A 20,425-nucleotide genomic window follows, 5' to 3' on the forward strand; every position below is an offset into this window, starting at 1 on the left:
TGGAATTAGTATAGTTATATGAACACAACTAAGTTAAGTCAGTAAAATGCGCTTACATAGGAGTCTCCGTAATAAAACAATGATGGTCGAGTCGTATCGTTTTAGAGGACCGGTAAAAGAGTTAATTAGTGAATACGGCGGGAAGAGCTAGCACTTAGGATTACTTAAAAACTTAACTGTTTAGTATACAAGGTATTGACGTAGATCCAATCAAAAAAATATGCATTTTTATTTAACTTCATTTCAAACAAAAAAATCGTCCAAAGACGATTTTTTTGTAATAGTTCATACGCTAAAATATGCTTCTGTTGAATAGCCTAAACAGTAATCAATTTAAAAATAAAATACTTTGCTATTAAATCCTCCCATCAATTCGTTAAAAAAATTTTATACTTCATCAGTAAAAGAAGATAATGAGACATAATAGTCTTCCTCGTTTTCTTCTCCAACACTTAATCTTTCAGCTACTTTTTCAACAGTTTCTAATTGAAATAACTCTTGCAATGTAATACGAATTTTAGTTTTCATCTCTATCATATTAACTAATCGAATTGCTTTAAGTGAATTTCCACCCATTTCAATAAAACTATCTTTCATGCTAAGATGACAAATGTTTAATACGTCTTGGAAAATATCAAATGTAATTTGTTCCCATTCATTTCTAGGTAGTACATTTTGTTCATTCCTTTTAAATTCCGGTACTGGTAATTCTTTGAAGTTAACTTTTCCATTAACGGTTACTGGTAATTCTTTAAGACGAATGAAATATTGTGGAATCATGTATTCTGGTAACTCATCTCGAAGAAAATTCTTAATTTCTTCCTCATTTATTTCTTCATCTTGAATTAAATAAGCACATAAATAATCAAAACCATTATCATTTCTTAGTAAAATTGTTGCATTCTGTATATTGTTTAATTTTTTTAATCTATTTTCAATTTCTTCCAATTCTATTCTGAAACCATTTAATTTAACTTGTTTATCAATCCTTCCTAAATAAATTAAATTGCCCTCATTATCCCATTTTACTAAATCACCAGTTTTATAGAATCTTTCACCATTGACATCTTTATCAATTACAAATTTTTCTTCACTCATTTTATGGTTATTTAAATATCCCTGGGCTAATCCCGGTCCCCCGATATATAGTTCTCCTGGAACACCTATTCCACAAATCATATTATCAGATTTAACTATTGCCGATGTGTTAGTAATAGGTTTTCCAATTGGTATTTTTTTATCGAAATTCATACTACTATCAATTTGATAGAATAAGGAAAATGTAGTCGCTTCGGTCGGACCATATACATTGTATAATTTTAGAGATTCCTGTTTATTTTCCATTAATCGACTTACATGTTTATTAGAAGTAGCTTCTCCGCCAAAATAAAGCTGATTTAACGAATTAAATACAGTTGGTTCAATTTCTATATATTGATTAAATAACGCGGTTGTGACGAACATTGTATTTATTTTTTTTGACAATATATTTTCTTTAAGCAATTCAATATTAGATAAAACCTCTTTATCAGCAATATGCACATACCCACCATTTAATAAAGGACCCCAAATTTCGAAATGAGATGCATCAAATGACAATGAACCTGTCTGAAGTATTGAAATATCAGAAAAATCTGTGTAATTCACATCTTTTACTAACCTAATTATACTTTTATGTTCTATCAGAGTTCCTTTAGGATGGCCTGTTGTCCCAGAAGTGTAAATTACACAAGCTATATCAGTTGGATTAATATCTACTGACTGGTATACGTTTTTCTCGAGCACTGTATAGTCTAGTTTATTTGTATTGATCATTAAAACTGAATCATCAATAAAATCAGCTAATTTATCATTCTGAACTAAAACAATCTTTAGTCTACTATCACTGATGAGATAATTGATTCTATTTGGAGGATAATCTGGATCGATTGGTAAATATGCATAACCGGCTTTTAAAATGGCTAACATTGAAACCACTGTATATATATTTCTTTCAACAACCACTCCAATATAGTTATTACCTTCTTCTGAATTATTCAGTAAACTGTTAGCTAACTGATTTGCTCGTTGCTCTAGTTCTAAATATGTCATTTCATTAAAATCATCACTCAATACAATTTTATCAGGTGCCATCCTAACTTGTTGTTCAAACAATTGAAGAATAGTATGTTGAACATTAGAAATTTCGTTACATTTACTAAACGAATCTATAACTTGTTTGATTTCATCGTTAGATGAAATTTGAATATTTAATATTGGTATAGCTGGATCTTGAAGTACTTGTTCTACAATATTTAACAATTGAGAGAGTAATTTTTTTGATGTATTTTCATCGTAACAATTAGAATTAGTCAACAGTTGTAATTCTAATTGTTCATTCTGATAACCTACTAAAGTCATATCATAATTAGTTTGCTCTCTATTAGTTTCTAAATCAAATTTCAATTTATTATCTGCTTCCTTCTCTGCTTTATAATAATTCTCGAAAACAACTACAGATTTCACTAAATCTTTCCCTAAGTTAGTACATTCTGTTTGAATTTCAGCTAATGAATAGTGATCATATTCATTACTTGAAATGGCTTGTTTTTGTATTTTCTTAAGCAAATCATTAAATTTTGTCTGCTGCTCGTTAACTACTCGGACAGGAATAGTATTTATGAAAAGCCCAATTGTAGATTCAATATTATTTATCTCAACATCTCTTCCTGAAACAACTTTTCCAAAAACTACATCTTTTTGTCCTATATGTTTTTGAAGTAATACTCCCCACGTAGTTTCAAGGAATGTATTCATTGTAACACCAGTGCTGCGACAAAGTTTTTCTAGTTGTGCCATCGTTTCTTTGCTAAGTGATGTTTCAGAAATAATGATTTCTCCTGATTCTAACTCGCAATTAGAGTTTATTTCAATTTGAGCATTTTCATCATATCCTTCTAATACTTCTGACCAATATTTAATTCCTTCTTCTTTCTCAGTGAACCTAATAGTTCGAATATATTCTTCATAGTCATAACGACTATGAAGTTCTTTACTGATTTCACAATCTAAAATACCTGATTCTAACTGAGAATAGAATTGACTTAAGTCATTCATTAAAATGGACATACACCAGCCATCCATAATGATATGATGGAAACTAATCACCAATTGAGATGGTTCATTTTCTAAGTGAATTAAAGCTACACGAATTAAACTATCGTTTTCTAAGTCAAAACCTCTTCGAACATCTGCTTTTAAGAAGGTGTCTTTTTCCTTCTCTTGATTTTTTGATTTGGAAAGGTCGATTTCATTAAATTCAATAGCTCTTCCCTTTAACATAACTTGTCTTGGTTCACTTACATTTTGATACACAATACTGGTTTCAAGCACGCCGTGCTTTTCTTTTAATAAGTCCAAACTCAATTTTAAATTCTCAACAGAGTTTAAGCCACTAACGGAATACACACTTTGAACAACATACTCACTTGACTCTTCATTTAGCAATTTGTGATACAACATTCCTTCTTGCATCCCTGTCATTGGGATAATGCGATCAATCTCATATCCCTTTTCCACATACTTTTGAACAACTTTGTTGTATTCTTCAAGTGACCAATATTCTTCTCCATGGTCAAAAGGTGTCCGAATGGTTTCTTTTTGTCCCAAGCAATGGTGAATTACTTCTAGTAATTCATCTTTGATTGCTTGTATAAAAGTATTCATCTCCTCTTTTAAGTACTCTGAACCATTGAAACTTAAAACTAAACTTAATTTTTTATCTGAGATTGCACCATCTAAAGATAATTTGGTATGGAAAGTATCCTTTTCTGAAACATCCCTTCCATGTGAAAGACTACTCTCTGAAAAATCTTCTCCGGATTGACTAAATTGAAACTCTCCAAGATAATTAAAGGTTAAATCCGGTTCCACTCCCTCAAGAACGGTCTCCCCCAATTTATTAAGAATGCCATATCCAATCCCATGATGAGGGATTCTCCGTAAGTTTTCTTTAGTCTTACTAATATCCGTTCCGATGGAATCACCAAGTTCCTCTAAGACAACTGGATACGTACTAGTAAACCAGCCGACGGTACGATCAATGACCACATGATCCACAATCGCTTCACGTCCATGACCTTCCATATGAATAGCTAAAGAAGTTTGACCTGTCATCTTGTTCACCGCACGACCAACCGCCGTTAATAGTAAATCATTGATTTCAGTTGAATAAGCCATGCTGGCTTTTTGTAGTAAGTCCTCAGTCTCTCTTTTAGATAAAGACATTTTTACTTTTTGAGGATCTAAGTATAACTCTCCTTCTTTTACAGGCAATAACAATTTCCCATCATTCACTTTAGACTCAACTGTCTGCCAATAATTCACTTCAGACTGTAATTGAGAGCTTTCACGATAAGATTGAAGTGCTAAACTCCACTCCTTAAAAGAGTGAGTTTTAGGAGGAAAGTTAATCTCCTTCCCTTTTTTAGCAGCTTCATAGGCCGATTTAAGATCCTCCACCAAAATTCTCCAAGAGACACCATCTACCACTAAATGATGGATACTCAAAAGGAGATAATCACCATCTGTTAGACTAAAGATTCCAGCCTTTAAAAGTGGACCATTTTCCAAATCCATACTAGCTTGAATTCTAGTAGCCTGCTCATCAACCATGTAATAAGCTTTTTCCAATGGGAACGTGGTGTAATCATAGCTTTCTACTGTTACTAATTCACTTTCAGCTATAGGTAGAATAACTTGTTTCCCGTCTCTATAAGTAGCTCTTAACATATCATGATGGATTGCCAATGATCTTAACGCTTGCTTCAAAGGCAGGAGTGCTAATCCCGTAGGGATTTGTAAGAAAACGGATTGGTTAAAATGGTGCTTATCTATTCCTTTATGCTTCATAAACGCTTTTTGAATTGGAATCATCGGAACCTCTCCCATAACTTCCGATTGGTTAATCTCCAACACTACCTCTTCCACTTGAACACCTTGTCCTATTCTTCGAGGTGTTTTTTTATCCATAATATCTGGGACTTTTAAGCTGTACCCTTTTTCTCTTAACTTCGAAATAATACGGATCGCCTTAATAGAGTCTCCACCTAATGAAAAGAAGTTCGCATCGATTCCTAGTAATCCATCAATATTCAACACATCTTTAAAGGCTTGTACAATAGCTTCTTCTCTCTCATTTCTAGGTTCAATATATTCTTCTAAATCTGTAAAACTAGGGTCCGGTAAGGCCTTACGATCTAATTTACCAGTTCGAGTTCGTGGGAAATCTTCCAATTGCACAAAACAAGCAGGTATCATATATTCCGGTGAATTTTTACTTAGTTCTTCCTTTAAGTACGCAGCTTCCACAGAAGATTCTGTTATAATGTATCCGCAAATCATCTTTGAGCCGTTATTTTCTTTGACCAACACGACAGCATCTGACACTTCAGGTATCGCTCTGAGTTTACTTTCAATTTCACCCAACTCAATACGGAAGCCTCGAATTTTTACTTGTTCATCTATTCGACCAAGATAGTCAATATTTCCATCTGAAGTCCATCTCGCTAAGTCTCCCGTTCGATACATCTTTTGTTCAGGAATATATGGATTTTCTACAAATTTTTCTTCTGTTAAATCTGGTCTATTTAAATATCCCCGAGTTACTCCATCGCCACCAATACACAATTCTCCAGGAACTCCAATTCCACAAAGCTGATTCTCATTTAAAATGAACAGTTGAGTATTTCCAATTGGTCTACCAATTAAAACAGTTGAAAGATTCTCTTTACTATTAAAGTTGTAACTAGTAGAACAAACTGTGCATTCAGTAGGGCCGTATAAATTATAGACATCTTCTATTTTTTCTCCAATCAATTCTTTGAGTTGATGAACCAGATCGATTGGCAAACTTTCTCCTCCGAGATAAACCTTGTTGAATAAAAGTTCTTTTTTGCTTGTTTTTGTATAATCTACTATAACTTTAAACATTGAAGGAACCATTATAGCTTGTCTATTTCTCAACAATTCTAATAATTTTTCTGGATTATTTCTATCTTCTTCTGGAACTATAACCAATGTTGCCCCAGTTAGTAAGGCAGGAAAAATTTCCCAAACTGATCCATCAAAAATGTAATTAAAGAATTGCAAGACCTCCGTAGTTTTCGTATATTCACCTGTATTCTTTTGCCACTCCACCAAATTTATTACATTTTTATGTTCTACAATAACTCCTTTTGGCGTTCCTGTAGTTCCTGATGTATAAATCATATAAGCAGCATCATCTGCGCTTGATATAATAGATAAGTTATTTTTATTACTTGAATAGTACTTTTCTATATCTAAGAAACTGATATTTTCAAATTTCTCTTTTAAACCTTTAATATTAGAACTTTTAATAACTAGTTTTGTATTACTATCACTTAGCATAAAGTTAATTCTTTCCATCGGGTATCCTGGATCTAAAGGTAAATAACCCGCACCAGATTTTAAGATACCAAAAATCCCAGCAATCATTTCGAATGATTTTTCAGAAATAATTCCAACAAAATCTTTCTTATTGATTCCTCTATTTCTAATTTCTTCTGCAATTGAATTTGCCCAATAATTAAGTTCCTTATAGGTTAATGTTTCTTCATTATATCTTACTGCAATTGAGTCAGGATAATTAGCAACTGTTGCTTCAAATATTTCAATAATATTTCGATCATTCAAATATGCCATCTGAGTATTATTAAATTCTGAAAGTACTATCTGCTTTTCTTGTTCCCCAATCATTTCAATATTTTTTATCTTTATATCCGGTTTTTTTATAATACTCAAAATTATTGATTTTAAATTTTCTAATAGCCTAACTGAGAAAGTACCGCTATATATTTGAGCATCATACATTAACTTCAATGTAAGACTATCTTCATTCAATATATCTAGAGTAAGTGGATAGTTTGTTTGCTCTCTTAATTTCTCAAAATGCAGAGAAAAATCCTCAGTCTGCTCAATATCAGTCTCATAATAGTTCTCAAAACCTACTATATTAGTGATCAAGCTATCATTATCAGTACATTGACTTTGTATTTCATTTAAAGGGCAATAATCAAAATTCCCACTTTCAAGTGCTTGATTTTGCAGATTTGTCAATAATTCAAGGAATGTTTCATTATGATTTACTTTTACCCTTATTGGTATTGTATTAATAAATAAGCCAACCATTTTATCAATTTCTTTAAGCTCTATATTTCTACCTGATACGACTTTCCCAAAGACAATATCATCTTGATTGGTGTATCGTTGCAATAAGATTCCCCATACGGCTTCAATAATCGTATTTAAAGTAACTCCATGTTTACGACTCAATTCTTCTAATTTTTCTTTTTCATCTTTTCTAAGATGGATACTGGTTAATCTAACCTCATTATTATTTTTTTCAACTTCTCCACATGGTAAAATCATTGATTGGTTATCATAATCCTCTAATAACTCTTTCCAATACTCAATTCCTTCACTAATATTCTTTTCTCGCATTAGATACACAAAATCTTCATAAGTTGAACCACTTTTCTCTAAATTATCAATTTGACAATTTTCTTTTCCTGTACTAATTTCATTATAAAAATTGAGCAAGTCATTAATAACAATTGATGTGCACCATCCATCCATTATTATATGATGGAAACTAAGAATCAAACGATAATCTCCTTCACTATGTCTCACTAAAATAGCTCTAATTAAATTATCATCTTCTAAATCAAATCCCTTTTCCATATCCAAGCGGCAAATCCTATCAAAATCACTATCTGTATTTTCAGATGCGCTTAAATCGATTTCAATTAATTCTACAGGTCTTCCTGTAATTACTGCTTGTCTATACTCACTTACTTCTTTATGAATAATACTGACTGATAGCGCAGGATATTTTTCTTTCAATAAATTTAGACTTCTATTTAAATATTCTTTATTAACTTTCCCTTTCAACCTAAATATATTTTGAACAAAATAAACTGATGAATCGGGATTTTTTAATTTATGGAAAAGCATCCCTTCTTGTAAAGGCGTGAGTGGATAAATGCGACTTAATCCCTGATTTTTAGATTTCAATTTTTTTTCAACATTTATATACTCAGATAGTGTCCAAATTAACTCACCTTTATCTGAAGGTGTAGATTGTGTTTCAGAGGACATACAATGGTAAACAACTTCATCTAATTCATTAATATAATAATCTTTCAACTTATTAATGAAGCTCTCTTCAAATAGTCCAGAATCATATATTAATGTAACATTCAATGCTTTTTCGATGACTACACAATCTACTACGATAGGACTTCCAAATCGATTAAACTTTGAAACTTGCTCGCCATGGTCTGTATCTTTAATTTTAAGAACTAACCCATTATTTTCTTGAGAAAAATTCCCCAAATAATTAAACGTGATATCTGGAATTTCACTTTTCAATACTTTATCTCCACAATATTTAAGTACTGAATAACCAAACCCATGATTTGGAATTTTCCTAAAATTTTCTTTGGTATTGCAAAGATCCTCTGATATACTCTTACCTATATCTTTTATAGAAACAGGATAAATTGTGGTGAACCAACCAACAGTTCTATCAATTGGTATATATTTGTCAATTGATTCCCTTCCATGACCCTCCATTAAGATAGAAATATCCGTTTGACCCGTTAACTTGTTAATTGTACGATAAAGAGCCGTTAACAATAAATCATTGATTTCTGTATTATATGCTTTATTTGAATTGTACAAAAGATTATTCGTAGTCTCTTCAGATATTTGAAATACTTCATACTCAGTTCCAACTTTTTCGATAACTTTTTTATTGTTAAAATGACTGTTCGGAATATTCTTTTCCACTTCTATCCAATAAGGTATTTCCGAAGACAATTTATCTGAATTTCTGTATTTGTGCAGTTCTTCACTCCATTCTTGGAAAGAAACAGTCTTATTGGGAAATTCATTTTTTTCATTACTTCTGATTTTTTGATAACCATAGTTTAAATCCTCAGCAATAATTCTCCACGAAATACCGTCTATTACTAAATGATGAACACAGATAAGTACATAGTCTTTATCTTTAGTTCTAAAAATAGCCCCTTTTATTATTAGTCCTTTTTCTAGATTTAGTAATCTTTGAATATTGTTTCCTTCACTTAATATAATCTCATTTATATTATTTTCTTCATTTAAATGCATAAGGTCAAAGAAAAGAAAATTAAAGTCATTTTTATTATAATCAGAAATAGGACTTATAATCTGATTACCTTCTCTACTATACTTTGCTCTTAACATATCGTGATGTTTAACTAAGGAAAAAATAGTCTGACTCAAAGCATCTGAATCAACCTGTTCTTCGCTCTCAAATAAGACAGATTGATTAAAATGATTGGGCTCTTCCATTTCGGATTCAAAAAATTGCCTTTGAATTGGAGTTAGTTTAACTTCCCCTGTGATTTCAGATTGATTAATTGTATATTTTTGAATCTTTTCGATAGTTTTAGCAATATGCCCAACCGTTTTTTCTTTAATTACCGACTCCACGGATAAGTTAAAACCTTTTTCTCTTAGGCTAGATACCATACGGATAGCTTTTATTGAATCACCACCATAATCAAAGAAATTTGAATTTAGGCTCACTTTTTCAATCCCGAGAACTTCTGAAAAAGCATTTGCCACACATACACTTTCAAAAGAGTCTGGTTGAATATATTCTTCACTATATTCAAATATCGGTTTTGGTAATGCCTTTTTGTTTATTTTTCCATTTAATGTAAGAGGGAATTCACCTAGCTTTATAAAATATGCAGGAATCATATAATCTGGTAAATCATTACTTAATTTATCTTTCAAATCAGTAGTGGAAATTTCTGAGTCTCCAATAATGTATGCACATATATATTTCTCTCCTGCATCCTCAATCAAAGTTACTATCGCATTTTCCACCTGTGCAATCTCTTTTAATCGACTTTCAATCTCTCCAAGTTCAATTCTAAATCCTCTAACTTTTACTTGATCATCAATTCTACCTACATATTCAATGTTTCCATCAGGTAATTTTTTGACTAAGTCTCCAGTACGATATAAACGCTCTAAATGATTTTCGGGATGATAAACAAATTTCTCTTGAGTTAAAATATATTGATTCAAATACCCTCTAGAAACCCCTATACCACCTAGATACAATTCACCAACTTGACCGACTTCACATTCAACTTCTTCCTGAAAGATATATGCAGTTGTATGGCTAATCGGTTGTCCAATAGGAGTTTTATTACTAGTTTTCTCCAATGTTTTTATTGGATAAAATAATGAAAAGGTAGTTACTTCAGTCGGTCCGTAGATATTGTAAAAAGCCAAATCATCGCTTTTATGTTTTAAGAATATCTCCACATGTTCCTCTGAAGTAGCTTCCCCGCCAAAATATAATTGTTTTAATAAATTGAATACTTCTGGATCTAAACTGACAAACTGATTAAATAGAGCAGTTGTAATAAACATAGTATTTATTTTTAAGTTTCTAATTACACCTTTTAATAAATTTATATCACCTAACAATTTTTTTTCAGCTATATGAACATGACCACCATTTAGTAACGCACCCCAGATTTCAAAAGTAGATGCATCAAAAGATAAAGATCCTGTTTGTAAAATGGAAATATTTTCGAAATCACAATAATTAGTTTCTTTTACTAATCTGATAATATTCCTGTGCTCAACCATTACCCCTTTCGGAGTTCCTGTCGTTCCAGATGTATAAATTAGATACGCCAAATCTTCTGGTCTCGAAATAGAGGGATTATTCAGATTAATGGAATCATCACAATAAACGACCTTATTTAAATTTAACATTGGAGTTTGAAGCATTAAATGCTTCAAACTCTCCTCATGTTGCGTCAAAATATATTTGGTTCCACTATCTTTCAATAAATACTTAATTCTATTGTCTGGATATGATTCATCTATCGGCATATAGGCAAAACCAGCTTTAATAATACCCAGTATTCCAATGATAGTTTCTACTGTTCTTTCAACTACTATTCCAACGTATTGTCCATCCCGAGTAATTTCGTTTCTAATTTTGTTGGCAACTACTGTTGATTTCATATCTAATTCTTGGTAAGAAATCTCAGTATTTTTATCAGAAACAGCAATTTTTTGGGGATGCTTTTTAACTTCTCTTTCAAATAAAGTTATTAAACCATCTTGGAAAATAGAAGAAATTTCTTGACTATCAAATACTCCAATGTTTTGTATATTCAATTCTTTCTCAGACATTTTTTTCACTACCTTCAGTTTATTTAACTTGCATATATGGATTAATTTTTTCCAGTAACAGATCTTTAATATTTTTATTACAGTTCTCAAATACTGGGTAACGAACTAGTAATTTATCTTCATATTTACTAAACGTTATCTCTCTTGCTGCTTCATAATTATCAGAACTTATGTCTTCAATATAATCTTTGTAATTCATCTCATAGAGACCTAAATAATTAATTAACAAAACTTTATCCATCAATTTAAAGTTGTTTCTAAAGATATTTAACCAATTTAATCCAAAAGTTTTTTTCATTAAATTAACTTGATTAATTTGGTCCAGTATTGAGAAATCTGATTTCTTCATTAATGGAAGCATATCGATTATAGGTCCAGTTTGATTCATAAATTTATGGTCAATACTGCTTCGTTCTTCTTGCACTAATTGCAATGGAACTACATCACTTCCATTAGTAAGTTTATTTTCAAAGACTATTACATCCAATATCATTTCTATTAGACCCCATACTTCTTCATCAAAACTGCTTAATATCTCTTCTGGAATTGTCAAAACAGCGAGCTCCAAACGAACAATGTCATTTTGATAATTTAATTGAGAATAAGTTATCAATGATCTCTTATACTCTGAAATAAATTTAGTTAGTTTTTTATCCTCACTTTCTGTTAATCCATTAGAAAGTTCTGCATAATCAGCATACTTACTTCTAGAAATATTACGTTTTAACCCATTCTCAAGTATTTCAACAAGTTCATTTTCTAAGATCAATGAACTTCCTTTGTCCCAAACACTATGATGTGATGAAATATGAATACTAAATGTAATTTCATCTTCATGAACAATAAAAATATTACTTAATAAATCCCATTCATTAATATTTTTATAACGATTAATAGACTTCATTTCTTTCATTGTTTGATTATAAGTTTCTAAAGAGCTATATCTCAAATCAATATATTCAATACCTGGGGCTTCATTAATTGCAATTTCTCCTATTAGATTGAATCCATTAGCTTTCAATAGTACACTTCTTAATGAGCCATGCTCTTCGATTAAATACTTTATAACTTTAATGACGTCCTCAGCATGGTAGGCTCCTCGAATAGTAATTTCATCTTGAATAATTGAATAAGGTAATGCTAAAAGATAATCTTGTATTGGGGATGGCGAATACACATCAACCTTATCCATTTCGACTGATTTTTGTAAGTTTGCTCTATCAATTTTCTTGTATCTAACAATATTTTCACTAATCTCATTATCAGAAAGAACCATTTTAAATTCCGACTTCGACATATTATCCCTAAATTCCCCAGAGTCTTTCATATCTAAAATATAATTTGGAAAAACTTCCGGCTGCATATTAAGATTTATCGCCTCTAAAATTCTTTTCTTTAAATTCAAGGTAATGTTTTCTACAAATAGAATACGATATTTAATTTTATCAACTAAAACCACTTTTTCTTTACTATAAATATCTGTTCCATATTCTTTTAAAATATATTCATCTAAATTGAAATTCACATTCTGTTTTGTTTCTTTTGTAAGTAATAATTTTTCATTTTCAAAGAATTCACTGATTTTCCGTGCTGATTTCCTATCCATTATTTCTCTAATATTGCAGTCATAGCCTTTTTGTCTAAGTTTTGAAATAACTTTAATAGCTTTTAGTGAATCACCACCATAATCAAAGAAACTATCATTAACACTTATTCTTTCAGAAACCTCCAGAACTTCTTTGAATATATCAATCACCACCTGTTCCATAGTATTTCTAGGTTCTTCATACTTGTTCTGTACGATCAATTTAGGAACTGGCAATGCTTTTTTATCAACCTTCCCTGACTTAGTTTTAGGAAATTCTTTTACTACCGTCATATAATGGGGAACCATGTAATCAGGTAACTCTCTTTCTAAATTTTTATAAATGTAATCAAAATCAATTGTTTTTTCACTTAAAATATATGCGCATAGTTCATGAGTGTTATTAATTCTCTTAGCTATCACAATTGCATCTTTTACACCATTAATTAACCTAAGTTCCCCTTCAATTTCACTAAGTTCAATTCGATAGCCTCGAATTTTTACTTGCTCATCAATTCGACCAAGATAATCAATATTTCCATCTGAAGTCCATCTTGCTAAATCTCCGGTTCTATAAATACGTTCTCCAGGTGTATATGGATTCTCAACAAACTTTTCTTTTGTAAGTTCAGGTTGATTAACATATCCATCACTAACACCTTCACCTGCAATACAAAGTTCCCCTTCAACCCCAACACCACATAGTTTATTTCCTTTCAAAATATATAACCTTGTGTTACCGATAGGCTTACCAATTAATACTTCTTTGATTTTTTCTTTTGAATTAAACCTATGGTAAGTTGAACAAACCGTTGTTTCTGTTGGACCATATACGTTAAATACATCATCAATCTTTCCATTAGAAATATTTTGATATTTTCTTATCACATCTAGAGGGAGCTTTTCTCCTGCTAAAAATAATTTATCAAACGAATTAAATTGTTCTATCATATTATTTTCCATTGCATACTCCATTAACGCTGTAAAAAGAGACGGTACTATTGTCAATTGACGATCTTTGAACATATTAATTAAAGATGAGGGATCGTTCCTACATTCTTCTGGCACAATTTCTAAGGTGATGCCTGATAATAAAGATGGGAATATTTCCCATGCCGATCCATCAAATATATAATTAAAATACTGCAAGACAACCGTTTTATTGTTGAATTCCGCATTATTTTTCTGCCATTCTACTAAATTTAGTACATTCCTATTATTAATTTTTACACCTTTAGGATTCCCTGTTGTCCCAGATGTATAAATAATATAGGCTAAATCTTCTATATCATTTATATATGGTAAGTTTGGCATACTTTCGATACTAATATCATTTATAGTAATAGAATTATAATTATTCAAAATTTCTGAACCTAATGTTTTTCCAGAGCCTTTTAATATTACATTAACTGATGCATTATCAAGCATGTAATTCACACGTTCATCTGGATGAGATGCATCAATAGGTAAATATGTTGCCCCAGATTTCAATATCCCTAATATCCCAGCTATCATTGCACTACATTTTTCTGTCACCAATGCCACTACATCATTTTTACCTACTCCAAAATTTCTTAAACTATAACCAATACAATTAGCCCAGTTATTTAACTCTTTATAAGTAACAAGTTGGTTTTTAAATTTCAAAGCTACTTTATCAGGATTATTCTTCACTACATCTTCAAATACTTCTACAATTAATTTAGAATTAGCAAAATTCATCGTAGTATTATTAAAGTTATTCATCAACAGATGTTTTTCTTCTTCATCAATAAACTCAATTTCATCAATTAAAATATCCTTTTTAGCGATTACTTCTTTGATAATTTTTATGAAATGATGAGAAATAGAAATAATATCACTTTCTGTAAATTTGTCTGTTTGATACATGAAACCAAACTTTAAGGCCTCATCTTTATACGCAGCTACAGTTAAAGGATAATTAGTTTCTTCTCTGCCGCTTAATAATTCCAATTTTAGCGCTGTCTCTTGCGGACCTTCCTGTGTGTAATAATTTTCAAAAGCAATTACTGTTTGGACTAAATCATTTTCTAAATTTGTACATTGCGATTGTATTTCTGCTAAGGGACAATAATCAAATTCGCTACTTTTAATAGCTTGTTTTTGTATCTTTGATAACATACTTAAAAAGGTTTCTTTGTTTTTTGTTTCAACTCTAATTGGAATTGTATTTATAAACAATCCAACCATATTTTCGATACCAGCTATATTAATATTTCTACCTGATACTATTTTTCCATATACAACATCACTTTGATTTGTATAGTGTTGTAATAATATCCCCCATGCAGCCTCTACCACAGTATTTAATGTTAAACTTTCAAATTGACATAATTCTTCAAGTTTTCGAGTCTCTTCTATACTTACATCAACTTCAAGTACTCGGATTTCTCCATCAATTGAATTATTTTCTACAGATCCTTTAATTACAGACTCATTATCATAGTTTTCTAATAATTCTACCCAATAGTTTCGCGCAGCTTTCTTATCATTTTTTTGCATTAAGCGAATATAACTCTCATAATCATATCTAGATGATAAAGTATCATTAATCTTATTTTTTTGTAGCCCCGCTTCCAATTGAGAATAAAACTGGATTAGATCATTCATTAAAATTGAAGTACACCAGCCATCCATAATGATATGATGGAAACTAATCACCAATTGAGATGGTTCATTTTCTAAGTGAATTAAAGCTACACGAATTAAACTATCGTTTTCTAAGTCAAAACCTCTTCGAACATCTGCTTTTAAGAAGGTGTCTTTTTCCTTCTCTTGATTTTTTGATTTGGAAAGGTCGATTTCATTAAATTCAATAGCTCTTCCCTTTAACATAACTTGTCTTGGTTCACTTACATTTTGATACACAATACTGGTTTCAAGCACGCCGTGCTTTTCTTTTAATAAGTCCAAACTCAATTTTAAATTCTCAACAGAGTTTAAGCCACTAACGGAATACACACTTTGAACAACATACTCACTTGACTCTTCATTTAGCAATTTGTGATACAACATTCCTTCTTGCATCCCTGTCATTGGGATAATGCGATCAATCTCATATCCCTTTTCCACATACTTTTGAACAACTTTGTTGTATTCTTCAAGTGACCAATATTCTTCTCCATGGTCAAAAGGTGTCCGAATGGTTTCTTTTTGTCCCAAGCAATGGTGAATTACTTCTAGTAATTCATCTTTGATTGCTTGTATAAAAGTATTCATCTCCTCTTTTAAGTACTCTGAACCATTGAAACTTAAAACTAAACTTAATTTTTTATCTGAGATTGCACCATCTAAAGATAATTTGGTATGGAAAGTATCCTTTTCTGAAACATCCCTTCCATGTGAAAGACTACTCTCTGAAAAATCTTCTCCGGATTGACTAAATTGAAACTCTCCAAGATAATTAAAGGTTAAATCCGGTTCCACTCCCTCAAGAACGGTCTCCCCCAATTTATTAAGAATGCCATATCCAATCCCATGATGAGGGATTCTCCGTAAGTTTTCTTTAGTCTTACTAATATCCGTTCCGATGGAATCACCAAGTTCCTCTAAGACAACTGGATACGTACTAGTAAACCAGCCGACGGTACGATCAATGACCACATGATCCACAATCGCTTCACGTCCATGACCTTCCATATGAATAGCTAAAGAAGTTTGACCTGTCATCTTGTTCACCGCACGACCAACCGCCGTTAATAGTAAATCATTGATTTCAGTTGAATAAGCCATGCTGGCTTTTTGTAGTAAGTCCTCAGTCTCTCTTTTAGATAAAGACATTTTTACTTTTTGAGGATCTAAGTATAACTCTCCTTCTTTTACAGGCAATAACAATTTCCCATCATTCACTTTAGACTCAACTGTCTGCCAATAATTCACTTCAGACTGTAATTGAGAGCTTTCACGATAAGATTGAAGTGCTAAACTCCACTCCTTAAAAGAGTGAGTTTTAGGAGGAAAGTTAATCTCCTTCCCTTTTTTAGCAGCTTCATAGGCCGATTTAAGATCCTCCACCAAAATTCTCCAAGAGACACCATCTACCACTAAATGATGGATACTCAAAAGGAGATAATCACCATCTGTTAGACTAAAGATTCCAGCCTTTAAAAGTGGACCATTTTCCAAATCCATACTAGCTTGAATTCTAGTAGCCTGCTCATCAACCATGTAATAAGCTTTTTCCAATGGGAACGTGGTGTAATCATAGCTTTCTACTGTTACTAATTCACTTTCAGCTATAGGTAGAATAACTTGTTTCCCGTCTCTATAAGTAGCTCTTAACATATCATGATGGATTGCCAATGATCTTAACGCTTGCTTCAAAGGCAGGAGTGCTAATCCCGTAGGGATTTGTAAGAAAACGGATTGGTTAAAATGGTGCTTATCTATTCCTTTATGCTTCATAAACGCTTTTTGAATTGGAATCATCGGAACCTCTCCCATAACTTCCGATTGGTTAATCTCCAACACTACCTCTTCCACTTGAACACCTTGTCCTATTCTTCGAGGTGTTTTTTTATCCATAATATCTGGGACTTTTAAGCTGTACCCTTTTTCTCTTAACTTCGAAATAATACGGATCGCCTTAATAGAGTCTCCACCTAATGAAAAGAAGTTCGCATCGATTCCTAGTAATCCATCAATATTCAACACATCTTTAAAGGCTTGTACAATAGCTTCTTCTCTCTCATTTCTAGGTTCAATATATTCTTCTAAATCTGTAAAACTAGGGTCCGGTAAGGCCTTACGATCTAATTTACCAGTTCGAGTTCGTGGGAAATCTTCCAATTGCACAAAACAAGCAGGTATCATATATTCCGGTGAATTTTTACTTAGTTCTTCCTTTAAGTACGCAGCTTCCACAGAAGATTCTGTTATAATGTATCCGCAAATCATCTTTGAGCCGTTATTTTCTTTGACCAACACGACAGCATCTGACACTTCAGGTATCGCTCTGAGTTTACTTTCAATTTCACCCAACTCAATACGGAAGCCTCGAATTTTTACTTGTTCATCTATTCGACCAAGATAGTCAATATTTCCATCTGAAGTCCATCTCGCTAAGTCTCCCGTTCGATACATCTTTTGTTCAGGAATATATGGATTTTCTACAAATTTTTCTTCTGTTAAATCTGGTCTATTTAAATATCCCCGAGTTACTCCATCGCCACCAATACACAATTCTCCAGGAACTCCAATTCCACAAAGCTGATTCTCATTCAACACATATAGTTTTAAATTAGATATTGGTCTACCAATCAATACTTTTTCTACATTATTCATGCCTGAAAAATCATAACAAATAGCCGAATCTGTTGTTTCAGTTGGTCCATAGATATTGTAAACCTGATTTAAATTCCTACCAGTAGTGTTCATATAATCTTTTAGTAATTCTATCGGTAATACTTCTGCCGCTAAATATAATTTGTCAAATTGTATTAATTTATCAATCAAATTATGTGCTTTTGCATATTCTAAAATTTCTCTAAACATCGAAGGAACACAACAAAGTTGAGAATTAACCAATAATTCCAAATACTTTCTAGGGTTCTTCTTATCCTCTTCTGATAGCATTAATAAAGTTCCCCCTGCTATTAAAGTAGGAAAAATTTCAGAAACAGAAGCATCAAATATATAATTATAATTTTGTATAACTCTAGTTTTATTATCAATCTCTCCATTTAGAATTTGCCAATAACTAACATTTACCACACTCTGGTTCTCCACCATTACTCCTTTGGGTGTACCAGTAGAACCTGAAGTAAAAATGATATAAGCCAAATTATTTGGGCTTGATACAAGAAATAAATTACTACTAATTTCGGTTTTATCACTACATAAATCAATCGTTTCTAACTCATTAAACTCAACAAGTAATTGATTTAGTGTTTTACTTCCTCCTTGTCCGAATAGAATTACCTTTGCCTCACTATTGTGAAGCATATAGCTAACTCTATCTATAGGGTGCTTTGGATCAATTGGCATATAAGCAGCTCCAGATTTTAGTATACCTAATATTCCTACGATCATTTCCACAGAGCTTTCACTTATTAAACCTACTATTTCATCCGGTTTAATGCCTAAATTTCTCAATTTTTCACCAATAGCATTAGCTCGACCATTAATTTCTTTATAAGAATAATTTTCTTCTTCAAAAACTACAGCTATACCGTCAGGATTTTGCATCACCTGTTCTTCAAATAATTGTATTATTGTTTTATCTTTAGGGTAATAAGCTTCTGTTTCATTAAATTCTTCTAAAATTAATTTTTCTTCAACTTTGTTAATCATACTTAATTCACTAATTAAAGAATTAGGATTATGCAAAATATTCTCTAATAATGTTTCATAATGCTTCGCCATAATTGTAATTGTTTCGTCTTTAAATAGATCTGTACAATATTCCCACCCAACTGTATACCCGTCATTTTTGGATATCATAGTTAATGATAAATCAAATTTTGCAGTAACTATTTCTGGATTAATTAGTTTCGCCTTAAGTGTATCAAGGTAAATCGCTTCAGAAGTATTCTCTTGAGCAAACATAATATCAAATATTGGATTTCTAGACGAATCCCTGGTTAAATCAAGATCAGATAATAAATTTTCAAAAGGGTAATTTTGATTTTCGTAGATGGAAAAGCACTTTTCCTTTACTTGTTCTAAATAATTCAAGAAATTTTCGCTACTCTCAACTACTGTTTTAATAGGGAGCGTATTGACGAACATTCCTAACATATTCTGTAACTGAGCATTAGTTCGTCCTGAAAATGGCGATCCAATAATAATATCATTCTGTCTAGCATATTTGCTCAAAAGAATATTGAACACTGCTAAAAAAAAGATAAACTCAGTTGAGCTATTTTCTGAACAAATCTTGGCAATTTTATGATTTAATGATTTATTAAGTTGTTTGATTTTTACTTTTCCGTTGTAACTTTGTTTATTTTTCCGTGGGAAATCAGTAACTAATTCAACTGTTGGAACGTCTTCTCTAAATTCATTTATCCAAAACTCCTTTTGTTTTGTTAAATCCAGCTTGTTTGCCCAAGCACTAAAATCTTTATATTGAATTTTAGATTTTTCTAATTCTTCACCTGCATATGCTTTCGATAAATCCCTCCAAATTAGTCCAATTGACTCACCATCAGCAATTATATGATGAATATCAATCATTAAATAAGTCATTCCATTAAGTTCTTCAATCAACTGAACTCTCATCAAAGGACCTCTTGTTAAATCAAATGGTTGAATAAAATCTGCATAACAACTTTCAATATCTTCTACTTTTTTAGTATTACAGTAATCTAATGTAACTAATTGTGAGTCACTAACAACCTGAACAAACTCATTATTTTGGATAGCAAAAGTAGTTCTCAATAGTTCGTATTTTTCAGAAAGTTTTTTAATTGCATCTTGTAACTTATCTTTTTCTATTTTCCCCTCAAAACTCATCATTACAGGCATATTATATGAGGTTCCAACATCTTGCGATTGATCGATTGCAAATAATCTTTTTTGAACAGAACTCATCCTATATTTTTTTATCAT

Annotated in this window: 2 protein-coding genes; both read right to left on the reverse strand. The window is 31.5% G+C overall.

The window, feature by feature from the left end:
• Positions 1-387: 387 nt before the first annotated feature.
• Positions 388-11,268, reverse strand: a complete 10,881-nt coding sequence (locus tag MHH45_RS08240) for a non-ribosomal peptide synthetase (RefSeq protein WP_242227055.1) — start codon at positions 11,266-11,268, stop codon at positions 388-390.
• Positions 11,269-11,287: 19 nt separating this feature from the next.
• Entirely contained in the window at positions 11,288-20,425 is a 9,138-nt protein-coding gene (locus tag MHH45_RS08245; RefSeq protein WP_340862242.1) for an amino acid adenylation domain-containing protein, read from the reverse strand.

Origin of the sequence: Bacillus sp. FSL K6-0042, assembly GCF_038006685.1 — a bacterium.
Classification (GTDB): Bacteria; Bacillota; Bacilli; order Bacillales; family Bacillaceae_G; genus Bacillus_A; species Bacillus_A pseudomycoides.